This window comes from Acinetobacter sp. CIP 102129 (assembly GCF_000368305.1).
Classification (GTDB): domain Bacteria; phylum Pseudomonadota; class Gammaproteobacteria; order Pseudomonadales; family Moraxellaceae; genus Acinetobacter; species Acinetobacter parvus.
Window position 1 is genome coordinate 111,519 of sequence record NZ_KB849339.1, and the last position, 19,035, is coordinate 130,553.

Below are 19,035 nucleotides of genomic sequence, written 5' to 3' on the forward strand. Positions count from 1 at the left end.
TAAAGGAATATATCATGTCTACATATTTAACAGCGATTGATGCAATCCGCGAATTAAAAGCAAAATTCGGCGACACTTGGCGCGATATTAGCCCAGAAGATGCTGCACGTATGCAAATGCAAAACCAATTCAAAACTGGTTTAGATATCGCTAAATACACAGCTGCTATCATGCGTAAAGATATGGCTGAATACGACGCTGACTCTAGCAAATACACTCAATCATTAGGTTGCTGGCACGGTTTTATCGCGCAACAAAAAATGATTGCGAACAAAAAATACTTCGGTACAACTTCTAAGCGTTACATCTACCTTTCTGGTTGGATGGTTGCTGCGCTTCGTTCAGAATTTGGTCCACTTCCTGACCAATCTATGCACGAAAAAACTTCAGTACCTGCTTTGATCGAAGAAATCTATACTTTCTTACGTCAAGCTGACGCGAAAGAATTAAACGATTTGTTCCGTGCATTGAAAAAAGCGCAAGAAGCTGGTGACACTGCTAAAGCTGCTGAAATCACTGCTCAAATCGATGGTTTCCAAACTCACGTTGTGCCAATTATTGCTGACATCGACGCTGGTTTCGGTAACGAAGAAGCGACTTACTTACTTGCTAAGAAAATGATCGAAGCTGGTGCTTGTGCGCTTCAAATCGAAAACCAAGTATCTGATGCGAAACAATGTGGTCACCAAGCTGGTAAAGTAACTGTTCCGCACGAAGACTTCATCGCTAAAATCCATGCATTACGTTATGCATTCTTGGAAATGGGTCTTGATGACGGTATCATCGTTGCGCGTACTGACTCTGAAGGCGCTGACTTGACTCAAAAAATCCCAGTGGTTAAAGAGCCAGGCGACATCGCTTCTCAATACATCAGCTACTTAGACACTCAAGAAATTGACATCTCTGAAGCGAAAGAAGACGAAATCCTAATCAAGCGTGATGGTAAATTACATCGTCCTAAGCGTTTAGCTTCTGGCTTGTACCAGTTCCGCGAAGGCACTCAAATTGACCGCGTTGTACTTGACTGTGTAACTAGCTTACAAAACGGTGCTGACCTTCTTTGGATCGAAACTGCGACTCCAAACGTTGAAGAAATCGCGCACATGGTTAACCGTGTACGTGAAACAGTTCCAAATGCGAAGCTTGTTTATAACAACTCTCCATCTTTCAACTGGACGTTAAACTTCCGTCAACAAGCTTACGACCGTTGGGTTGCTGAAGGTAAAGACGTTTCTGCTTACGACCGTGCTAAATTAATGAGCGCTGAGTACGATGCTACTGAATTAGCTGCTGATGCTGATGCTAAGATTCGTACATTCCAAGCAGATGCTTCTCGTGAAGCGGGTGTGTTCCATCACTTGATCACACTTCCGACTTACCACACAGCTGCTCTTTCTACACATGAGCTTGCGCAAGGTTACTTCGGTTCTGAAGGTATGTTGGCTTATGTTGCTGGCGTACAACGTAAAGAAATCCGTGGTGGTATCGCTTGTGTTAAACACCAAGCAATGGCGGGTTCTGACATCGGTGATGATCACAAAGAAATTTTCTCTGGTGACAACGCTCTTAAAGCGCACGATGATGCTAAAAACACAATGAACCAATTCGCTGCTCACTAAGCTTTGAATTGATTTAAAAAAACCCTGCGTAAGCAGGGTTTTTTATTGGTGAGATAATTGTTTTTAGAAGTCTACTTGATATTATTCAGCCTCTTTTTTTAGTTGATATCTGTCTGCCAAGGCACCTGTAATTTCATTGCCCTCAAGGTCTAGGGCTTTAAGATAACCCTCAGCAACAAAATATTTACGGCTATCACCCGCCTTGTCTAACTCAATAACAGAGCGATTGTTACTGTCAAACTGGAAGCTACCTTTCGTTTCAAATGCCTTGCCATCACCTTTGCCAAGGTAGGTTTCTTTAAGCTCGTAAGTTTTATCCTGGTTTAGCTCAAGCTTGGTTTCAATGCCCTCACAGTCAGCACAAGGAAGCACACCTTTATATGTGCCATCCCAGTCCAGTGAGTTTTCTGCTGTATGTTCACTATCCACTACAGGTTCAGTAATAGCTTCTGTTGTTGCAGGAGGGGTATGTTCTTCAGTTTTTGGTTTTTCTGCTTTGTTACACGCTACTAGAAAAATAGATGCAAGAGAAATGGCAATAATAGATTTCTGCATACCTGATACAACCTTATGAAAATGTTGTTATCCAAATTATGAAATTTTATAAAGAAAGTGTAGTAGGGGAATGTAAGGGTTATTTAACCTTTGGTAAAGAAAGCAAGGGCTAGCCTTGTCTTGGCTTAAAGCGAGGATTGGATTTGCAGATCACGTACAGTTTGCCATGACGTTTAACAATTTGGCAGTCGCTACAACGTTGTTTCGCACTTTTGAGGGATGAACAAACTTTCATTTTAAAGCCTATCCATTTAATGTAATGTTATAATATTGCATTTGGATAGCCTTGTACAGAAAGCATAACAATATAGTTGAAGTGTGATGGTAGAAGAAAACCTTTTAGACGTATTAAAATACTCATCGTAAATTATAGCTTACGAAGTTAAATGCTTGATTCGGTATTTAGCTTTATTTATTTTGGGGCTATAGTAAATAGACCTCTTGCGAAAGTATAGTTTTATCTAATTTTTGAATTGGCTAAAACCTCATCAAATATAGCTTTCAGCTGCTTAAAATTTGACTAACGCAAGAAGTTTAGCATAGATAAAGTTATTAAATAATATAAAAAAAGCCCCAATCTTTCGATCAGGGCTTTTTGAATCTGGAGCGGGAAACGAGACTCGAACTCGCGACCCCAACCTTGGCAAGGTTATGCTCTACCAACTGAGCTATTCCCGCAATAGGTCGCATTATAGAGAGTTTCATCAAACTGTCAACTCTCTATGTTGCTAAGTGTTGATTTAATCAGCACGTCGCCAAATAGTTCCCTGACGGGTATCCTCAAGCACAACACCCTGATCCAATAAAGACTGGCGAATGGCATCTGCCTGAGCAAAGTCTTTGGCTTTTTTAGCATCAACACGTTGCTGAATAAAGTTTTCAATTTCTTTGTCAGAAAGGGAAAGTGCTTCGTGACCAATATCCGATTTTAAAAACTCATCTACATCATGCTGAACCAAGCCAAGAATATTGGTTAAGTAACGTAAGGTTGAGTAGAGAATGCTGGCCTGTTCAGCGGTTTCTTCCTTAACCGCGCGGTTTAAATCTTTATTCAGCTCAAATAAAACCGCCATTGTTTCCGCAGTATTAAAGTCATCATACATGGCAGCGTTAAAGCGTTCCACAAAACTTTGCTCTAAAGTCTCAACTATTTTTTGCCCATACACCTGCTGGTAGGCTTTAAATGAATGATAAAAACGGCTGAGCGCGGTTTTTGCTTCTTTTAATGCAAAGTCAGAGAAGTTGACTGGACTACGGTAGTGGGATGACACAATAAAGTAACGGATCACTTCTGGATGGAATTTTTCCATTACATCACGAATGGTAAAGAAGTTGCCTAAAGATTTAGACATTTTCTCGCCATCAACATTGATAAAACCAACATGCATCCAATAATTGACATATTGTTCACCTGTTGAGGCCTCACTTTGTGCGATTTCATTTTCATGGTGTGGGAACATCAGGTCCGAACCACCACCATGAATATCGAAATGATTACCCAGACAGCAGGTGGACATCGCTGAACATTCAATATGCCAGCCTGGACGGCCATTGCCCCACGGTGAAGCCCAGGCAGGTTCATTTTCTTTGGCATGTTTCCAAAGTACAAAGTCAAAGGGGTGTTTCTTGTCTACTTCGACATCGACACGTTCAGATGCACCCGCCTGCATATCCTCAAGCTTACGACCTGACAATCGACCATATTTGTCAAACTTGGTCACTTCAAAATAAACATCACCGTTGGCAGCAGGGTAGGCTGTGCCATTATCCACCAGCGTAGCAATCATGCTTTGCATCTGGTCAATATATTCGGTCGCTTTGGGTGCTTCATCGGGTAGCACACAGCCAAGGTTGGCTGCATCCTCATTCATTGCATTAATAAAGCGTGCAGTGAGTTGCTGGATGGTTTCGCCATTTTGATTGGCACGGGCAATGATCTTGTCATCAATATCAGTAATGTTGCGGATATAGCGAACTTTCCAGCCCTGACTACGCAAAAAGCGGATGATGTAGTCAAATGCAACCATAACCCGAGCGTGTCCAATATGACAATAATCGTAAACCGTCATACCACAGACATACATATCGATTTGTCCCTCTTTGCGTGGCACAAATTCAACTTTTTTACGTTGCTCAGAATTATATAGAACAAAAGGTTGCATAAGGGTTTTCAAACACTCTACAAAAATCGTTATTCATCATAACGTATGCATTGTATTTCATAAAGTTATCGGGCAAAAAATAATGGACCAGATCAATTTTAATGATTATGTTGTTTGGGATGGGGTGTTATCCCTGTTCTTGAAACATGGGTTGTAGTGTGTAGCGATCAGCATCTGGAGTTTGCGGTTCATTGATCTTTATTTTTCTCCATTTTCCCAAAAATCTTACACATTTTAGAAACGTGCATAACTTCTAGTTATGCTAGAATCTCGATCATTCTTTTGATTACAATCATCTACCTCCAGTAGATCGCATATTATTTTGAGTCAAACCTGCATGTCACAAACGATAAATTTCCAAAAAAGCGCATTGGAAACTTTGCGCATTGAACAACAAGCGATAGAAGTGCTTGCAACACAAATTGATGAACGATTTGACCGCGCCTGTGAAGTCATTTTGCAATGCAAGGGGCGTGTGGTTGTTACAGGAATGGGTAAATCTGGTCATATTGGCCGCAAAATGGCGGCAACCTTTGCCTCCACAGGTACACCCTCATTCTTTATGCATCCTGGTGAGGCAGGGCATGGTGATCTGGGCATGCTGGTGCGCGGTGATGTACTGATTGCAATTTCAAACTCAGGCAAGAGTGATGAAATTATGATGCTGATGCCACTGATTAAACACTTGGAAGTACCTTTAATCACCATTAGCCGTGATGACAAGGGGCCAATGCCACAGAATGCTGATATTGCCCTGACGCTGGGTGCGGCAGATGAAGCATGCCCACTGGGATTGGCGCCTACATCAAGTACTACCGCAACACTGGTTCTAGGTGATGCTCTAGCGGTTGCGTTGCTGGAAGCACGAGGCTTTACCGCAGATGATTTTGCACGTTCCCATCCAGCAGGGGCGTTAGGTAAACGTTTACTCCTTTATGTTAAACATTTGATGCATACTGGTGCAGAGTTACCTAAAGTGAGCCCAGACACCCCAATGAACAAAGTGTTATATGAGATTTCTGGTAAAAGGCTTGGGTTAACTACAATTGTTGATGAAAATGATACCTTGTTAGGTGTTTTCACGGATGGTGATTTACGTCGTATGATTGATCAGCAACAAGGTTTTGATGTGAGTTTAGCTGTATCCGAAGTTATGATTAAAAATCCTCTAACGATTTCTCAGGATACTCGTGCGGTGAAAGCCTTAGAAAAAATGCATGACAAAAAAGTCAATCAATTTGTGGTCGTAGATAATGCCAACAAGGTGATTGGTGTAATCACTATGCACGATCTGATTGAAGCAGGAGTGAATTAAGCCATGGCATCCTATGCACTTTTAGAGCAAGCGCGTCATTTACAGGCATTGGTGCTGGATGTGGATGGCATTCTAAGTGATGGTTTTGTGACTTTGACCAACTCTGGTGATGAAATCAAGTCATTCGATATCCGTGATGGCCTGGGCATGAAGCTGGTGCAGCAGGCAGGCATGAAAGTGATTATCATCACTGGACGTAAAAGCCAGATTGTTGAAAAGCGCATGTCTGACTTGGGTGTGGATCTGGTGTTTCAGGGACGTGAGGATAAGGGTGTGGCATTGCGTGAAGCCTGTGCACAGCTCAATATTCTGCCTGAGGACTGTGTCTATATGGGCGATGACTGGCCTGACCTGTCTGCGTTTGCAATTGCAGGTATGAGCATTACCGTGCCCAATGGCCATGAGGAAGTGCGTCGCCGTGCAAATCTGGTCACCCAGGCGATGGGTGGACGTGGGGCAGTACGTGAGGCCTGTGATATGTTGCTGATGGCAAAAGGTGTTTACCAAGAGCTACTTGCAAAATACCTGGCTGTACCACATTAATATCAGTATTAAACTCCCTCAAGGTTAGGGCACCCTGTTTATGGATACCAAGGTTTTATATGTTGTTGCTGTAATTGTTGCTGCGCTCAGTGGCGGCTATTACTATTACAGCGGCAAGGCAAAAAAGCTGGAAGTTGATTCAGCTAAAAATATGACATATTCAGCACAGGGCGTTCATCTTACACAAACAGATGAGCAGGGGAATTTATATATTCGTGCGGAAATCAAGCAGTTGCAACAGGATATGCAACAGAAAACATCACAGCTTGATCAGCTCAATGCGGTGATGTACAAACAGGGCAAGCCTGATGCGACCTTTTTTGCCAAACAGGCAAATGGTTACGATGACAATAGCAAAGTAGTCCTGACTGGAGACGTGGTTGCGACACAATTATCTGAACAGGGTAAAATGGAGTTTCATACGGATGAACTCACAGGCTATCCGAAAACCAGACAACTGGAAACGCAGCATCAGGTCATTGTGCAGTCACCAACGGCTGAGTTTGTGAGTCTGGGACTAAAAGCAGACCTCAATCAGGGTCAATATGAATTTTTCAAAGTTCGAGGAAAGTATGCGCCAAAACCTTAATACCCAGTATCGTTCATCTTTCCTGAAACAGGTGGCTTGTGTTGCGGTGGTTGCACTCTCTTCTGCCTCAGGTTTTGCTTTACCGTCAGACCGTAACCAACAGCTTTCTCTGGCGGCTGAAAACGCGACTTATAATAGTAAAACGGGTATTACTACTTATACGGGCAATGTGGTGATCGAACAGGGCACCATGAAGCTTCAGGCGGACTCACTGGTTGCCACACTGAACAGTAAAAACGAGATTCAGACCATTACCGCCAAAGGCAAACCTGCCAAGTTCCAGCAGCAAATAGAAGCCAACAAGGGGTTGGCACGCGGTGAGGCGCAGAATATTGTCTACAACGCAGACACAGGGATTATCACGTTGACTGGCAATGCCTATCTCTATCAGGATGGTTCCAGTATTCGCGGCAACAGGTTGAAATACAGTATGAACAAGGGCGATGTTGAGGCGCAGGGTTCATCATCTAATCGTATTCAGATTATCATTCCACCATCAAGTTCAAAAAGCTTTCCAGGGGCACGTGATTAATGGAACAGTCAGGTCAGCAACCACAGACATTGTGCATTAAGCATTTGGCGAAAAATTATAGCAAGCGCTGGGTTGTGAAAGATGTTTCTTTTACCATGCAAAGTGGTCAGATTGTCGGACTGCTTGGGCCGAATGGTGCGGGAAAAACCACCAGTTTCTATATGGTTGTTGGTCTGGTGCGTATGGACAAGGGCGAGATTCACCTCGATGACCTTGACCTGTCCGATCTGGCCATGCATGAGCGGGCGCGTAAGGGAATTGGCTATTTACCTCAGGAAGCGTCTATCTTTAGAAAGTTGACTATTGCTGAAAATATTATGGCAATTCTGGAGACACGTAAGGACCTGAATAAGCAGCAGCGCCAGCAACGCCTGATTGAGCTTTTGAATGATTTCAAGATCAATCATATTAAGGATTCACTGGGTATGAGTGTTTCTGGTGGTGAACGCCGTCGGGCTGAAATTGCACGTGCATTGGCTGCCGATCCAAAATTTATGCTGCTGGATGAACCATTTGCAGGAGTTGACCCGATTTCCGTAGGTGATATTAAGGATATTATCCAGACCCTAAAAGAACGGGGTATTGGGGTGTTGATTACCGACCATAACGTGCGTGAGACTTTGGCCATTTGTGAAAAGGCTTATATCGTGAGTGAGGGATCGGTGATTGCTGAAGGCACGCCTCAGGAAATTCTGGATAATGAGCAGGTGCGTAAAGTGTATTTGGGTGACGATTTTGTGGTTTAAATTTAAACAGTTGTTTATATGCTAAAGAACCTGCGGGTTCTTTTTTATAAGTTATCATTAAAAAGTAAACATGTATTCTTTTCCGAATTGGAGATACCTCTCTCATCTACAAAAATTGATATAATTTCTTTTTTACTTTTATCTAGATTTTTTATGCCATTCACCATTGCCCATACGGTTACTTTTGAAGAAGAAATTAAAAAAAGTCGTTTTCAGGCGATTGCTGCGGTTGTTGAAAATGAACAACAGGTCAAGGCCTTTTTAGAGCAGACCAAAGATAGCTCAACCACTCATCAATGCTGGGCATGGAAGATTGGACACCATGTACGCTTTAATGATGATGGTGAACCCTCAGGAACAGCGGGACGACCTATTCTGGCAAACATAGAGGGCAATGATTTAACCAATGTGATTGTCATGGTCAACCGTTGGTATGGCGGAATCAAGCTGGGCACAGGTGGACTGGTACGGGCTTATGGTGGCTGTGCTGGACAATGTTTGCTATTGGCTGAGAAAATTGAGCTAATTGAGAAAAAAGCAATACAGTTTGCCTGCCTGTTTAATGAATGGGCGATTATCCAGTATGAGTTGATGCAGCAACAGATTGAATATCAGGAAAGCTATACTGAAAATGGGGTGATGATTGAGGCGCGTGTACAAGTTCAGCAAATTGAACCACTCAGGCATAAACTTCAGGACCTGACGAGAGGACGTGAGCAGGTTAAGATTGTTGAGGAACCTGTAGATGACTGATCCATTATTGAAGTATCGGGAGCAGCATAAACATCGTTTAAATTATATGCCCTGGCTATATTGGTCATTGAAACCCAAACATCGGGAATGGGCGGAACAATGGCAGGCGGAATATCAAGCCTACCTGATGGAAATGGAAACGGTTGAGATTGGAAAGAACTGTTTTATTTCTCCTTTAGCGCATATTTTTGCAGAGCGTGGTCGCAAGATTAGCATTGGTGACAACACCTTTATTGCGGCGGATTGTACTTTGCATGGACCGTTGCAGATTGGCAATGAGGTAGCAATTAACCACCACTGTATTTTAGATGGTGGACGTGCAGGCATTAAGCTGCATGATCAGGTGCGTATCGCAGCCTATAGCCATTTATATGCTTTCGATCATGGTATGGATTTAGAACGTCCGATTTACCAACAGGCAGTGACTTCAAAAGGCATCGAGATTGGACAGGATGTTTGGCTGGGGGCGCATGTTGGGATTAAAGATGGTGTAAAAATAGGAGATCATGCCGTCATTGGAATGAACAGTATGGTGACTAAAGACATTGAAAAGCATGCCATTGTTGCAGGTAATCCAGCTCGCTTGATCCGTTATCGAAAATAAGAAAATAGCATGAAAAAGTTCAGAAGATTCGATACATAAATTTAACCTATCCTGGTTTTATCTGTGTTAAGTTAAAAACAAGTACAAGACCTAAGGTGTTAGACCTAAAGAGAGGCGAACATGAACCGTGTCATTGCATGTATTGATTCTTCACCTTGTATCGAGGCGGTCGCTGAAGCAGCCGCATGGGTGGCGAAGCAAACGCAAAGAGAATTAGTACTGTTGCAAATCCTGGATTATTATCCGGCAAGCTATCATTTAGGTGAAATCAGCGGTGTCATTGGTTTTGAAAGTAATGCGATGCTGCTCAAGGAGCTGGCTGAGCTTGAGCAAAAGCAAAGTGAACTCGCGCTCGACTACAGCAATAATTTACTGAAACACATTTCTGAACTGATTGAAAAACGATATGGTTTAACCAGTACCAAGATTCAGGAAAAAGGCGATTTCCTTGAACAGAGCTTTAATATTCTAAAAGAGAATGATGTTGTCATTATTGGGCGTGTGGGTGAACGGGCGGCCGAAAAGAATAAGCCGATTGGCAGTAACGTAGAAAACTTTATTCGTGGTGCAAACTGTACAGTGATTACGGTAGGCGAGCATTTTGAAGCACCAAGACGTTTTATCTTTGCCTATGAATATTCACCGACCTGTCAAAAAATGCTGCAACGCATTGCCCAAAGTGATTTATTGAAAACACTGCAATGTCACTTACTTTATGTTGGTGATCATCCTGAAATGCTGACCGAACCTGAAAAGTATTTAAAGGATGCTGGTATAGAGGTTGTACCTGTCTACCGTTATGGAGATGTGGCACAAAATATTCTTGAATATCAGGCAGAGCATAAGATTCAGTTGATTGTGCTGGGGGCTTTCAGCCACAGTAAAATCCATCAATTCTTTCTGGGTAGCATCACCACCACAATTTTCCGTAATGCCAATGTGCCTTTGCTCGTGGCTAAGTGATTCATTTTTATAAGAGGGTCTATTACACTTCAGCCATGCATTGCGTTATAGGCTAAAATGACTCAAACAAGGCATGAAACGCAGGCAATGGCGTGACCCTTGTCAAGTTTCATAACGAATTTTGTGGATATTTTAGCCATAACCCTACGGGACAGGAGCATTTTTTGTCGTTACTGCGTTATGTCTTGTTCATTTAGAATGACTAAATTTCACAATACATGCCTTGTTCCGCCTAAAAAATGATCGCTGTCGCAAGCATCTGTGAAGTGTTAATAGACCCTCTACTAGTTATCCGCAAATACTGTGGATAACTATATGGAAAAACATTGTGTATAAATATAAGTAATTGATATTAAATAATTAAAAATTTCAGGTTGTTTTTTAATCTCTATTTCACAATCGCAATTGCAAAACCATCATGGCCTTTTGACCCAACAGTTTGTAGGGCTGTGCAGGATAAAAGCTTTGGATGATCTTTTAATGCCGTAAAAGCATCCCGAATACCTTCAATGCTTGGTTTTTTATTGTTTTCATCCAGAATTGCACCTGCACGAATGACATTATCCAGTACGATAATGGTGCCCGAATGGGACAGTTGTAAACTTAACTCCAGATATTCAGGATAACTTTGTTTGTCGGCATCAATAAAAATAAAATCAAAAGCTTCGCTGCCATCAGCAATAAGCTGTTTCATCACATCTGCACCACGACCTTTTTTCAGTTCGATCGTGGTGGGCATATTGGCATAATCAATGTTTTCCTGCGCCAAGATGACGTGGGTATCACGTCCTTCAACGGTCAGTAGATAACCATCTTCGGGTAAGGCCTTTGCCAGCCAAATGGTGCTATAAGCCGCAAAAGTTCCCAGTTCCAACACACGCTTGCACTGATTCATCTGAATCAGCATTTGTAAAAACATACCTTGATTGGGTGCAACAGCCAGATGATTAGAAAAACCCTGCTGATCGGTATTGTCTAATGCATGTAGAAGTTTTGGGTCAGTGGGAATTAAATGTGAATTGATATATTCATCAATGTCTGTCCACATCTGTTGCATAATCAGGTTTACCTATAAATCTGTTAGCTGCATTTTAAACATTTATATCTAGAGTGCAATTTGATTAGGGTAAATGAGAAATCAAAGTTTATTTATGTTTAATGATTGAATATATTATATGCGGTGAAACTCACCATGATGATCCATAAAATGATTTTTGCATGTATCAATAAAATTAGATGAAATAAAATGCTTGACCGAGGTAAGTTACAATTACAAACCATCAATTAAATAAAAATGCTTCTTTAAAGAAAGCATTTTTCTGACGCTAAAAATTACACATTGAACTGTTGCGGGTTAGGTCAGGCCCCCATGTTCGATAACCCTGTGTGTCAATATGGATTTGCCCTGAGCTATATAGACCAATACCCAGATTGAGACCTTGACCATGCTGTGCCCAGAACTGGCAAAGCTTGAATTTGCTTTGCTCAATAAAAGCATAATCCTGTGGTTGAGGAAATTCAGGACCAATACGGAAATCAATGGCTGAGTTGAATAAATGTCTGGACGAGCTGGCTCCGCCAGCGCATTGATTCAGGGGAAGATCACGGTAAACCGAAGTCACTTCAAAATCTGTCAAAATTTTGGCTGCAATCAGGTACTTAAACACACGCAAGGTTGAAAGTGAGTTGTTCCATAACTCACGGTTAGGCACCATATATTCAGAGCGCCCACATTTTTGCCAGTCCCGTGCGGTACGCAGTAATTCAAAACTTGGAATAATATGCGCCAGATTGTTGCGTGTTAAAAACTGCTCATATTCACGAACGCGTGCATAGTTCTCGCCCTGATTGAGCCAGATGCGATAAGAGGCAGGTTCAATCTTATTGGGAATAGGGCGGGTAATGGTGACCTGTTCCTGAGGAATATAAATTCTTTTTCCGATGTTGTTATTTTGGGGCACTTTGGTGGTTGAGCTGACACAACCGACCATCATCACAGGGATGATAAAAAATGAAAAAAGACCCTGTAATTTATTTTGAATCATAAAAAAGAAATTTCACAAACGATATGTGTATCATTTTAATGCAAAATAGCGCATGAATAATGATGCAATTGCAAAGAAATGTGTGATTCGAGTATAAAAAAAGACCAGTTAATACTGGTCTTTTCTATGATTATTTTTCTAAATATTGCAATTTATTTGGCTTGCCATTCCATTCTTCACGATCGGCAGGTTGTTCACCAATTTGAGTGATGTTATTACCTGCCCATTTTTCAGATAGTTCAGCATTCAGCTCAATAAACACTTCCTGACCTTCTGGTAGTTCATCTTCCGAGAAAATCGCATTTGCTGGACATTCAGGTTCACACAATGCACAGTCAATACATTCATCTGGATTGATCACAAGGAAGTTTGGCCCCTCATAGAAGCAGTCTACAGGACAAACTTCAACACAATCTTGATACTTACATTTAATACAATTTTCGGTGACAACAAAGGTCATGGCGGCAGCTACCTAAAAAATATGGTTTTCATTTTGAATAGCGTATTTTAGGCAAAAAAGACCGATAGAAACAATTCCTTTTATTGATATTTATTATTCGTATCAATGAAATGGACTTATTTATATGACTTTTGTTGATAATAAGTCTCAACAACAAGGTTAATCGACTTATTTATGCTTTTTCTTTAGCCCACCATCACCATCTTGTTTATTGACCGTTGCCCAGGCTATACGTTCAGCATCTTAGCGCCCTTGATCCAGTTCGTTTTCCTCAATATGCTTCGCCTATCTTTTCTGTTTTGCTGTGTAGGCAGATTTATCTCCACGTGACATTTTGATGGATTAGCTCTCAACTGTTTGAGCTGTCTTAGATAATGCCTTTAATTGATAAAGCTGTTCAAGTGCCTGACGTGGGGTTAATTCATCGACATCAATGTTTTGTAACAACTCCAGTGCAGGTGAATGGGCTTGCACTTCAATGATGCGCTCAACAAAGTGAGTTTCGATTTTATTGTCAATTGCACTGAATAAATCAGTCTGTACAGTATTTTGCAAATGCTGGTGCTGTTGTTTTTCCAGAATCTTTAAACGTTTTTGTGCTTCTTTAATCACATTGGCTGGAATACCCGCCAGTTTTGCCACCTGCAAACCATGACTCTGACTCGCTGGGCCATGCTGAACCTTATGCAGCAAGATTAGATTGCCGTTTAATTCCTGCGCCGTAACATGATAGTTATCAATACCTGCTTCACCACCCAGTTCAGTTAATTCAAAATAATGTGTTGCAAACAGGCACAGGCATTTCACACGTTTGGTCAAGTCAAGCACACATGCCCAAGCTAAAGAGAGACCATCATAAGTACTCGTACCACGACCCACTTCATCCATCAGCACCAAAGATTGACTGGTTGCATGATGTAAAATTTGTGAGGTTTCAGTCATTTCCACCATAAAAGTAGATTTGCCTGTAGAAAGGTCATCAGCAGAACCAATACGGGTAAAGATACGGTCAATCGAACCTAATTTTGCTGATTTGGCAGGAACAAAACTGCCGCAGTAGGCAAGTAGACTAATCAGTGCTGTTTGACGCATGAACGTTGATTTACCACCCATGTTTGGCCCCGTGATAATGGCCATACGATGCTGGGAATCAAGGAATGTATCATTTGGTGTAAAGGGTGTCTTATTTAAGGCTTCAACCACAGGATGGCGACCACCCTGAATTTTGATACTGGTTTCTGGGGTAAATTCAGGTCGAGCCCAGTTATTGAGACGTGCCTGATGGGCAAAATTGGCGAGAACATCAATATGGGCAATTGCTGCACTCATCATTTGTAGATGGGCAATGTTTTGGCGCAACTCATCCAGCAATGATTCAAATAGGAGTTTTTCACGCGCTAATGCACGGGATTCGCTCGAAAGTACCTTGTCCTCAAAGCTCTTGAGCTCTGGAGTGATATAACGCTCGGCATTTTTTAAGGTTTGACGCCGAATATAATCGGCAGGTGCCTGCTCGGCCTGAACGCGTGTCAACTCAATATAATAACCACTGACACGGTTATAGCCGATTTTTAGGGTATTGATGCCTGTCCGTTGACGTTCCTTAATCTCAAGGTCAATCAGGAACTGCCCAGCATGATCACGAATTTTGCGTAACTCATCCAGCTCATCATCATAACCTTCAGCAATGACATTACCATCACGCAACAGCACAGGTGGGTTCTCAACAATCGCCGCCATTAAATGTTGGTGTAGGCTCTTAAAATCGCCAAGTTCCTGATCAAGTTGAGTCAATAATCTGGATTGCTGTGTTTTTAAAACAGGTGTTAAAGCGTGACGTAAAAATGGAATCTGCGCACATGCTTGACGAAGCTGGACTAAATCACGCGGACGCGCACTGCCAAGCGCAACACGGCTTAACACACGCTCAATATCCCCAATCTCTTTCAGTACTAGCCGCACAGGTGATTCATGATAGCCTTTTAATAGTTGTTCAGTGGCATCAAGACGGGCATCTAAAGCTGCTGTGTCACGAATCGGCTGCATCAGCGTTCGGCTCAGTAATCGTCCGCCCATTGCTGTTTGACAGTCATTAATCAATTGAAACAGTGATGTGCCATGATCAAACAAAGGCTCAATAATTTCCAGATTTCGGCGTGTAATTGGGTCAAGTGCAATAAAGTCGGTACTTTGCTCAATCTGAATGGAGCGAATATGCGGCAAGGCTGTTTTTTGGGTTTCTTTGGCATAATGGATTAATGCCGCCGCCGCTGCTTTTGCCAGTGGAATTGGGTCCAATCCAAAACCTGACAAGGTCGAAACTGCAAACTGGTCACATAAGGTCTTTTGTGCATTATTTAAGTTAAAATCAACGTTTGGACGTTTGGTAATTGGACATTCCAGATTTTTCTTAATCTGTTCAATAATGTTTTGATCAATCAGGTCTTCGTCAATCAGGATTTCACTCGGCATTAAACGGGCCAGTTCAATGGGAAGCTGTTCAGGCTTGTAGTCCTGTTGTTGAACTTTAAAAATACCTGCACTTAAATCGAGTAGGGCAAAACCAATCTTGTTTTGCTGAATACAGAGCGCCACAAGGTTTGACGACTGGTAACTGGTGAGTAGGGCATCATCAGTCAATGTGCCTGGAGTGAGAATGCGAACAACCTTACGTTCCATAGGTGCTTTACCGCGAGAACCTGCGTTCTCGCCTTCACCAACTTGCTCACAAATTGCAACTGTACGGCCAGCTTTAACCAAACGGGCAAGATAACCCTCAGCAGCATGATAGGGCACACCTGCCATTGGGATTGGTTCGCCATTGGCTTTGCCACGATGGGTGAGGGTAATACCTAAAAGTTTAGCTGCTTGATGGGCATCATCAAAAAATAATTCGTAAAAGTCCCCCATACGGTAGAACAATAGCGCATGTGGATAGTCTGTTTTGACTTTGAGGTATTGCTGCATCATTGGTGTGTGGTTGGAAAAGTCTGCTATGCTATTATTATCTTTCATTGGTATTAAATCCTTTGTTTTCAATGTGTTTAATAGTGTATAACATAAACAGAGTATCCGAGGGTTTTGGATGAAATCTAAGCAAATACAGCCTAAGCCAAAACATTAGTGTAGGTTTTAGTGTGGGTTGTTTTAGTTTAAACTAGCCATCATTCCTTATCAATATTGGAAAATGGACAGCTTGAAAGGATAACAAATAATTCAATCTTCTTGTGAGGTTTAAAGTGGTTCGCTCAATAGATCAACAAACGACAATAAAAAAAGCACTTTCAGCGAAAGCCATTGAGAAGATGAAAGTGGGTGATCCTGACAAGGCTGATGTCGGTGAGTACACAGGATTACGAGTACATTGTGGCAGAACGGGAATGAAGACTTTTTTCTACCGTTATCGTAGTCCTGTGGATGATTCCATCAAACAATACAAGATCGGAAATTTCCCCCAAGTTACACTGGCAGAGGCAAGGATAGAACTCACTCGTTTAAAAGCTGAACGAAATCAGGGGATTTGTCCAAAATATAAAAAAGAACAAGAAAAGCTTCAGCAACAGATTGAACACGAGCTTGCACAAAAAGATATGTCTCAACTCACTGTACACCAAATGATAGAGATGTATTTAACTGAGGTGATTGAAGACCACTGGATTACTGATCCTCGAACGGGGGAAAGGAAAAAGGTTTTCGGCGTGCGAAAACCTAAAGGTCAATCTGAAACACGACGAACCCTGTATGGAGATGCTGTACGGGTTTTGGGTAATCGTATTGCTTTGGAAGTGACCCGAAAAGATGTGGTGGCTTTAACCAAGGAAATTATTGATCGTGGTTCTAATGTGCAGGCTGGACGAGTATTGTCCGAGTTGACGTTGGCGTATGAATATGCCATTGGCTTGGAGCGATTTCCAGCCAATTTTGCTAATCCTGCTCTATTAGCCAAAATGAGTATCAAGCAGTCAAGACTGAAAGTAACCTGTAAAAAGGGCACACGGGTTTTAAATGATCAGGAATTAAAACGTGTATTGGCTTGGTTGCCCACATCAGGATTTACTACCCATCAAAAACATATCCTTTATTTAACGCTATGGACAGGTTGCCGTACTGGAGAATTGTGTGATGCTCAATGGAGAGATTTTGATTTAGATCAAGGAACATGGCATCTGAAAGCATCAAAAAATAGCACTGAGCGTTATGTTCAATTATCACGGCAATGTGTCAATTTTTTACGGAATTTATATCAACCAAATCAGGAATATTTATTTGCTTCGTCTCGAACAGGGCTGCCTATTCAGCAAAAGTCTTTGACAGAAATAAAGTGGCAAATGAAAAATCCAGATAAAGTTCAGGCTAATTTTCGTCCTGAACAGCTTTGGCTAACAGATATTGATGACTGGAATCCGCATGATTTACGCCGAACAGTGAGAACAGGTTTATCCAGATTAGGCTGTTCTACAGATATTGCAGAAGCAGTTTTGGGACATTCCAAAAAGGGAATTGAGGGAACATACAACCTACATAATTATGAAGCCGAATGTGCGGAGTGGTTGCAAAAGTGGGCGGATTATCTGGATGAAATTATAAATAATAAGGCTCTAGACTAGCAGAATAGAGATGTTAGTCTAGAATCATGATAGAAAACAGTAAATTAAGTTACTACAAGATTAAAAAAATTATTCAATGCTTTTGTATTGATATTCCTGGGTTTATGGAGTATATAAAATTGTCATACCATCATCTTAGCTTTGAAGATCGTACTGCATTAATGCTTGAGTCAAGAAAAAGAAAGCTTTTCAGCCAGAAAATTTGCTGAACTCATTAAACAGAACTGCGTAAAACGTTGACCTATGGCCGTGGACGTGAGATGGCAGAACATAAAATACTCGAAGAAGATTTAGGCATAGATGTATATTTCTGTGACCGACATTCACCATGGCAAAAAGGCACATGCGAAAATATGAATGGTTTAATTAGGCAATATTTACCTAAAGGGATTGATTTAAATCAGGCGGATCAGCATTATTTAAATCAAGTTGCCAGGTCACTGAATACTCGTCCTAGAAAAGCGTTAGATTGGCTCACACCATTAGAGTAATTTGCTCAGCTTGTTGATTATCATAAGGCTTTTGAAACGGTCGCACCTCATGTTAGAATTCGCCAACTGTCCAGAAAATAGAACAATTATAGTATCTTGAAATAGGCCTTTCTTGTAAGAAAGGCCATAATGCTTATTAACGGCGTTTGTTATACAGCGCCATCGCAGCTGGCAGGTTTTTACGCATATCACTAATACGCTGTGTATTCGATGGGTGTGTGGATAAGAAAGAAGCACCTCCCGCACCATCTAAACGATTCATTTTTTCCCAGAGACTAATGGCTGCATTTGGGTTATAGCCCGCTTTTGCCATCAGCATTAAACCGCCATAATCGGCACGGCTTTCAAGGTTGCGTGAATAAGGCAGGCCAATCCCAATTTGACTGCCCAGATTAATTGCGGCATTGCCCAGATCACCGATATTGGCACCCGCATAAGACGTACCAATGCCAATCGCCAGATTAGTCAGTGCCTGTGCACCAATCTTGCTCTTGGCATGTTCTTCAAGCGCATGGGTCATTTCGTGTCCCATAATTGCTGCGATTTCATCATTGGTCAGATTCAGCTTGTTGACAATGCCTGTATAGAACACCACTTTACCGCCTGGTGCCACATAGGCATTGACGCTATCAGACTTTAATACCGCCAGTTGCCAGTCAAAACGTTGACCTGTTTGATTGAGTTGATCAGCATAAGGTTTCAAGCGCAGGAACACACTATTAATACGTTGATAGGTACTTGAACTGGTATCCAGTTGGTTCTTGGCACGTGCTTCCTGAGTCATTTTTGCAAAACTTTGTGCAGATTGCGCATTCAGGGTTGCGCTGTCTGCACCTGCCATATCTGCAAATGAGGCACAGCCTGAAATGGTCATTACAGTGGTTGCACAAAGGGTTAGAGCTAACTTTTTCATACTTATTCTCTCCAAATCAGTATCTTATGAATATCATCATGATTAAGGAGGATTATAAAAAATGTTTATAACGCTTTACATTCCAAATGGCTCTATAATCATTGTAATTATGTAATCACTAATTTTTCATGTTACATG

The 19,035-nt window shown here is 41.7% G+C and carries 18 protein-coding genes, 1 tRNA gene and 3 pseudogenes; 12 read left to right on the forward strand and 10 right to left on the reverse strand.

Translation table 11 applies throughout. The features are described 5' to 3' along the window. Nucleotides 1-14 precede the first annotated feature (14 nt). Nucleotides 15-1,619, forward strand: coding sequence for an isocitrate lyase (locus F973_RS01990; protein ID WP_004759687.1), 1,605 nt, complete (start codon nucleotides 15-17; stop codon nucleotides 1,617-1,619). An 81-nt stretch (nucleotides 1,620-1,700) separates the two neighbouring features. Here F973_RS01990 and F973_RS01995 read toward each other — a convergent pair whose 3' ends face one another. From F973_RS01995 to cysS, 4 genes are all read right to left on the reverse strand, one after another. After that, entirely contained in the window at nucleotides 1,701-2,174 is a 474-nt protein-coding gene (locus F973_RS01995; protein WP_004759688.1) for a copper resistance protein NlpE, read from the reverse strand. 109 nt (nucleotides 2,175-2,283) lie between these two features. Then, on the reverse strand, nucleotides 2,284-2,409 hold the full coding sequence (gene ykgO, locus F973_RS14350; protein WP_081399890.1) for a type B 50S ribosomal protein L36: 126 nt from the start codon (nucleotides 2,407-2,409) through the stop codon (nucleotides 2,284-2,286). Nucleotides 2,410-2,776: 367 nt separating this feature from the next. Then, nucleotides 2,777-2,852 (reverse strand) — tRNA-Gly (locus F973_RS02000). Between the two features lie 62 nt (nucleotides 2,853-2,914). Continuing rightward, nucleotides 2,915-4,336 (reverse strand): cysteine--tRNA ligase, encoded by a 1,422-nt coding sequence (gene cysS, locus F973_RS02005; RefSeq protein ID WP_004759689.1) that lies wholly within the window; start codon nucleotides 4,334-4,336, stop codon nucleotides 2,915-2,917. 337 nt (nucleotides 4,337-4,673) lie between these two features. On the opposite strand from cysS, the gene F973_RS02010 reads away from it, so the two are divergent. The 8 genes from F973_RS02010 (at nucleotide 4,674) to F973_RS02045 (ending at nucleotide 10,381) form a co-directional block, all read left to right on the forward strand. Then, nucleotides 4,674-5,651, forward strand: coding sequence for a KpsF/GutQ family sugar-phosphate isomerase (locus tag F973_RS02010; protein ID WP_004759690.1), 978 nt, complete (start codon nucleotides 4,674-4,676; stop codon nucleotides 5,649-5,651). Between the two features lie 3 nt (nucleotides 5,652-5,654). Next, nucleotides 5,655-6,194 (forward strand): KdsC family phosphatase, encoded by a 540-nt coding sequence (locus F973_RS02015; RefSeq protein ID WP_004759691.1) that lies wholly within the window; start codon nucleotides 5,655-5,657, stop codon nucleotides 6,192-6,194. 40 nt (nucleotides 6,195-6,234) lie between these two features. Next, complete coding sequence (lptC, locus tag F973_RS02020; protein WP_004759692.1) at nucleotides 6,235-6,783, forward strand: LPS export ABC transporter periplasmic protein LptC; 549 nt, start codon at nucleotides 6,235-6,237, stop codon at nucleotides 6,781-6,783. After that, nucleotides 6,767-7,315, forward strand: coding sequence for a lipopolysaccharide transport periplasmic protein LptA (gene lptA, locus F973_RS02025; protein ID WP_004759693.1), 549 nt, complete (start codon nucleotides 6,767-6,769; stop codon nucleotides 7,313-7,315). Before lptC ends, lptA begins: the two co-directional genes overlap by 17 nt. Next, nucleotides 7,315-8,061, forward strand: coding sequence for an LPS export ABC transporter ATP-binding protein (gene lptB / locus F973_RS02030; RefSeq protein ID WP_004759694.1), 747 nt, complete (start codon nucleotides 7,315-7,317; stop codon nucleotides 8,059-8,061). The genes lptA and lptB overlap by 1 nt, the downstream gene beginning before the upstream one ends. 153 nt (nucleotides 8,062-8,214) lie before the next feature. Continuing rightward, on the forward strand, nucleotides 8,215-8,814 hold the full coding sequence (locus F973_RS02035) for an IMPACT family protein (protein WP_004759695.1): 600 nt from the start codon (nucleotides 8,215-8,217) through the stop codon (nucleotides 8,812-8,814). Then, a complete protein-coding gene (locus F973_RS02040; protein WP_004759696.1) occupies nucleotides 8,807-9,418 on the forward strand; it encodes an acyltransferase in 612 nt (203 codons plus the stop codon). Before F973_RS02035 ends, F973_RS02040 begins: the two co-directional genes overlap by 8 nt. A 120-nt stretch (nucleotides 9,419-9,538) precedes the next feature. Continuing rightward, nucleotides 9,539-10,381: a universal stress protein gene (locus F973_RS02045; protein WP_004759697.1), complete on the forward strand. Its 843-nt coding sequence runs from the start codon at nucleotides 9,539-9,541 to the stop codon at nucleotides 10,379-10,381. 388 nt (nucleotides 10,382-10,769) lie between these two features. Here F973_RS02045 and F973_RS02050 read toward each other — a convergent pair whose 3' ends face one another. The 5 genes and pseudogenes from F973_RS02050 to mutS form a co-directional block, all read right to left on the reverse strand. Beyond that, nucleotides 10,770-11,438 (reverse strand): O-methyltransferase, encoded by a 669-nt coding sequence (locus F973_RS02050; protein WP_004681058.1) that lies wholly within the window; start codon nucleotides 11,436-11,438, stop codon nucleotides 10,770-10,772. Nucleotides 11,439-11,706: 268 nt separating this feature from the next. Then, nucleotides 11,707-12,426 (reverse strand): M15 family metallopeptidase domain-containing protein, encoded by a 720-nt coding sequence (locus F973_RS02055; protein WP_004759698.1) that lies wholly within the window; start codon nucleotides 12,424-12,426, stop codon nucleotides 11,707-11,709. Nucleotides 12,427-12,556: 130 nt separating this feature from the next. Next, nucleotides 12,557-12,886, reverse strand: coding sequence for a ferredoxin FdxA (fdxA, locus tag F973_RS02060; RefSeq protein WP_004639922.1), 330 nt, complete (start codon nucleotides 12,884-12,886; stop codon nucleotides 12,557-12,559). A gap of 168 nt (nucleotides 12,887-13,054) precedes the next feature. After that, nucleotides 13,055-13,219, reverse strand: a pseudogene (locus F973_RS15645) (hypothetical protein). Between the two features lie 9 nt (nucleotides 13,220-13,228). Next, a complete protein-coding gene (mutS, locus tag F973_RS02065; protein WP_004759700.1) occupies nucleotides 13,229-15,901 on the reverse strand; it encodes a DNA mismatch repair protein MutS in 2,673 nt (890 codons plus the stop codon). 224 nt (nucleotides 15,902-16,125) lie between these two features. Here mutS and F973_RS02070 point away from each other — a divergent pair, with 224 nt between their 5' ends. The 3 genes and pseudogenes from F973_RS02070 to F973_RS02075 form a co-directional block, all read left to right on the forward strand. Then, the gene (locus F973_RS02070) at nucleotides 16,126-17,493 is read left to right on the forward strand and encodes a tyrosine-type recombinase/integrase (protein WP_004759701.1); all 1,368 of its coding nucleotides are present in this window, start codon (nucleotides 16,126-16,128) and stop codon (nucleotides 17,491-17,493) included. Between the two features lie 26 nt (nucleotides 17,494-17,519). Then, nucleotides 17,520-17,591: pseudogene (locus F973_RS14960) on the forward strand (IS1595 family transposase); the annotation flags it as partial. Nucleotides 17,592-17,714: 123 nt separating this feature from the next. Further along, nucleotides 17,715-18,084 (forward strand): annotated as a pseudogene (locus tag F973_RS02075) (IS30 family transposase); the annotation flags it as partial. A gap of 36 nt (nucleotides 18,085-18,120) precedes the next feature. Here the strand turns inward: F973_RS02075 and F973_RS02080 are convergent. Next, entirely contained in the window at nucleotides 18,121-18,897 is a 777-nt protein-coding gene (locus F973_RS02080) for a M48 family metallopeptidase (RefSeq protein WP_004759706.1), read from the reverse strand. Nucleotides 18,898-19,035 lie beyond the last annotated feature (138 nt).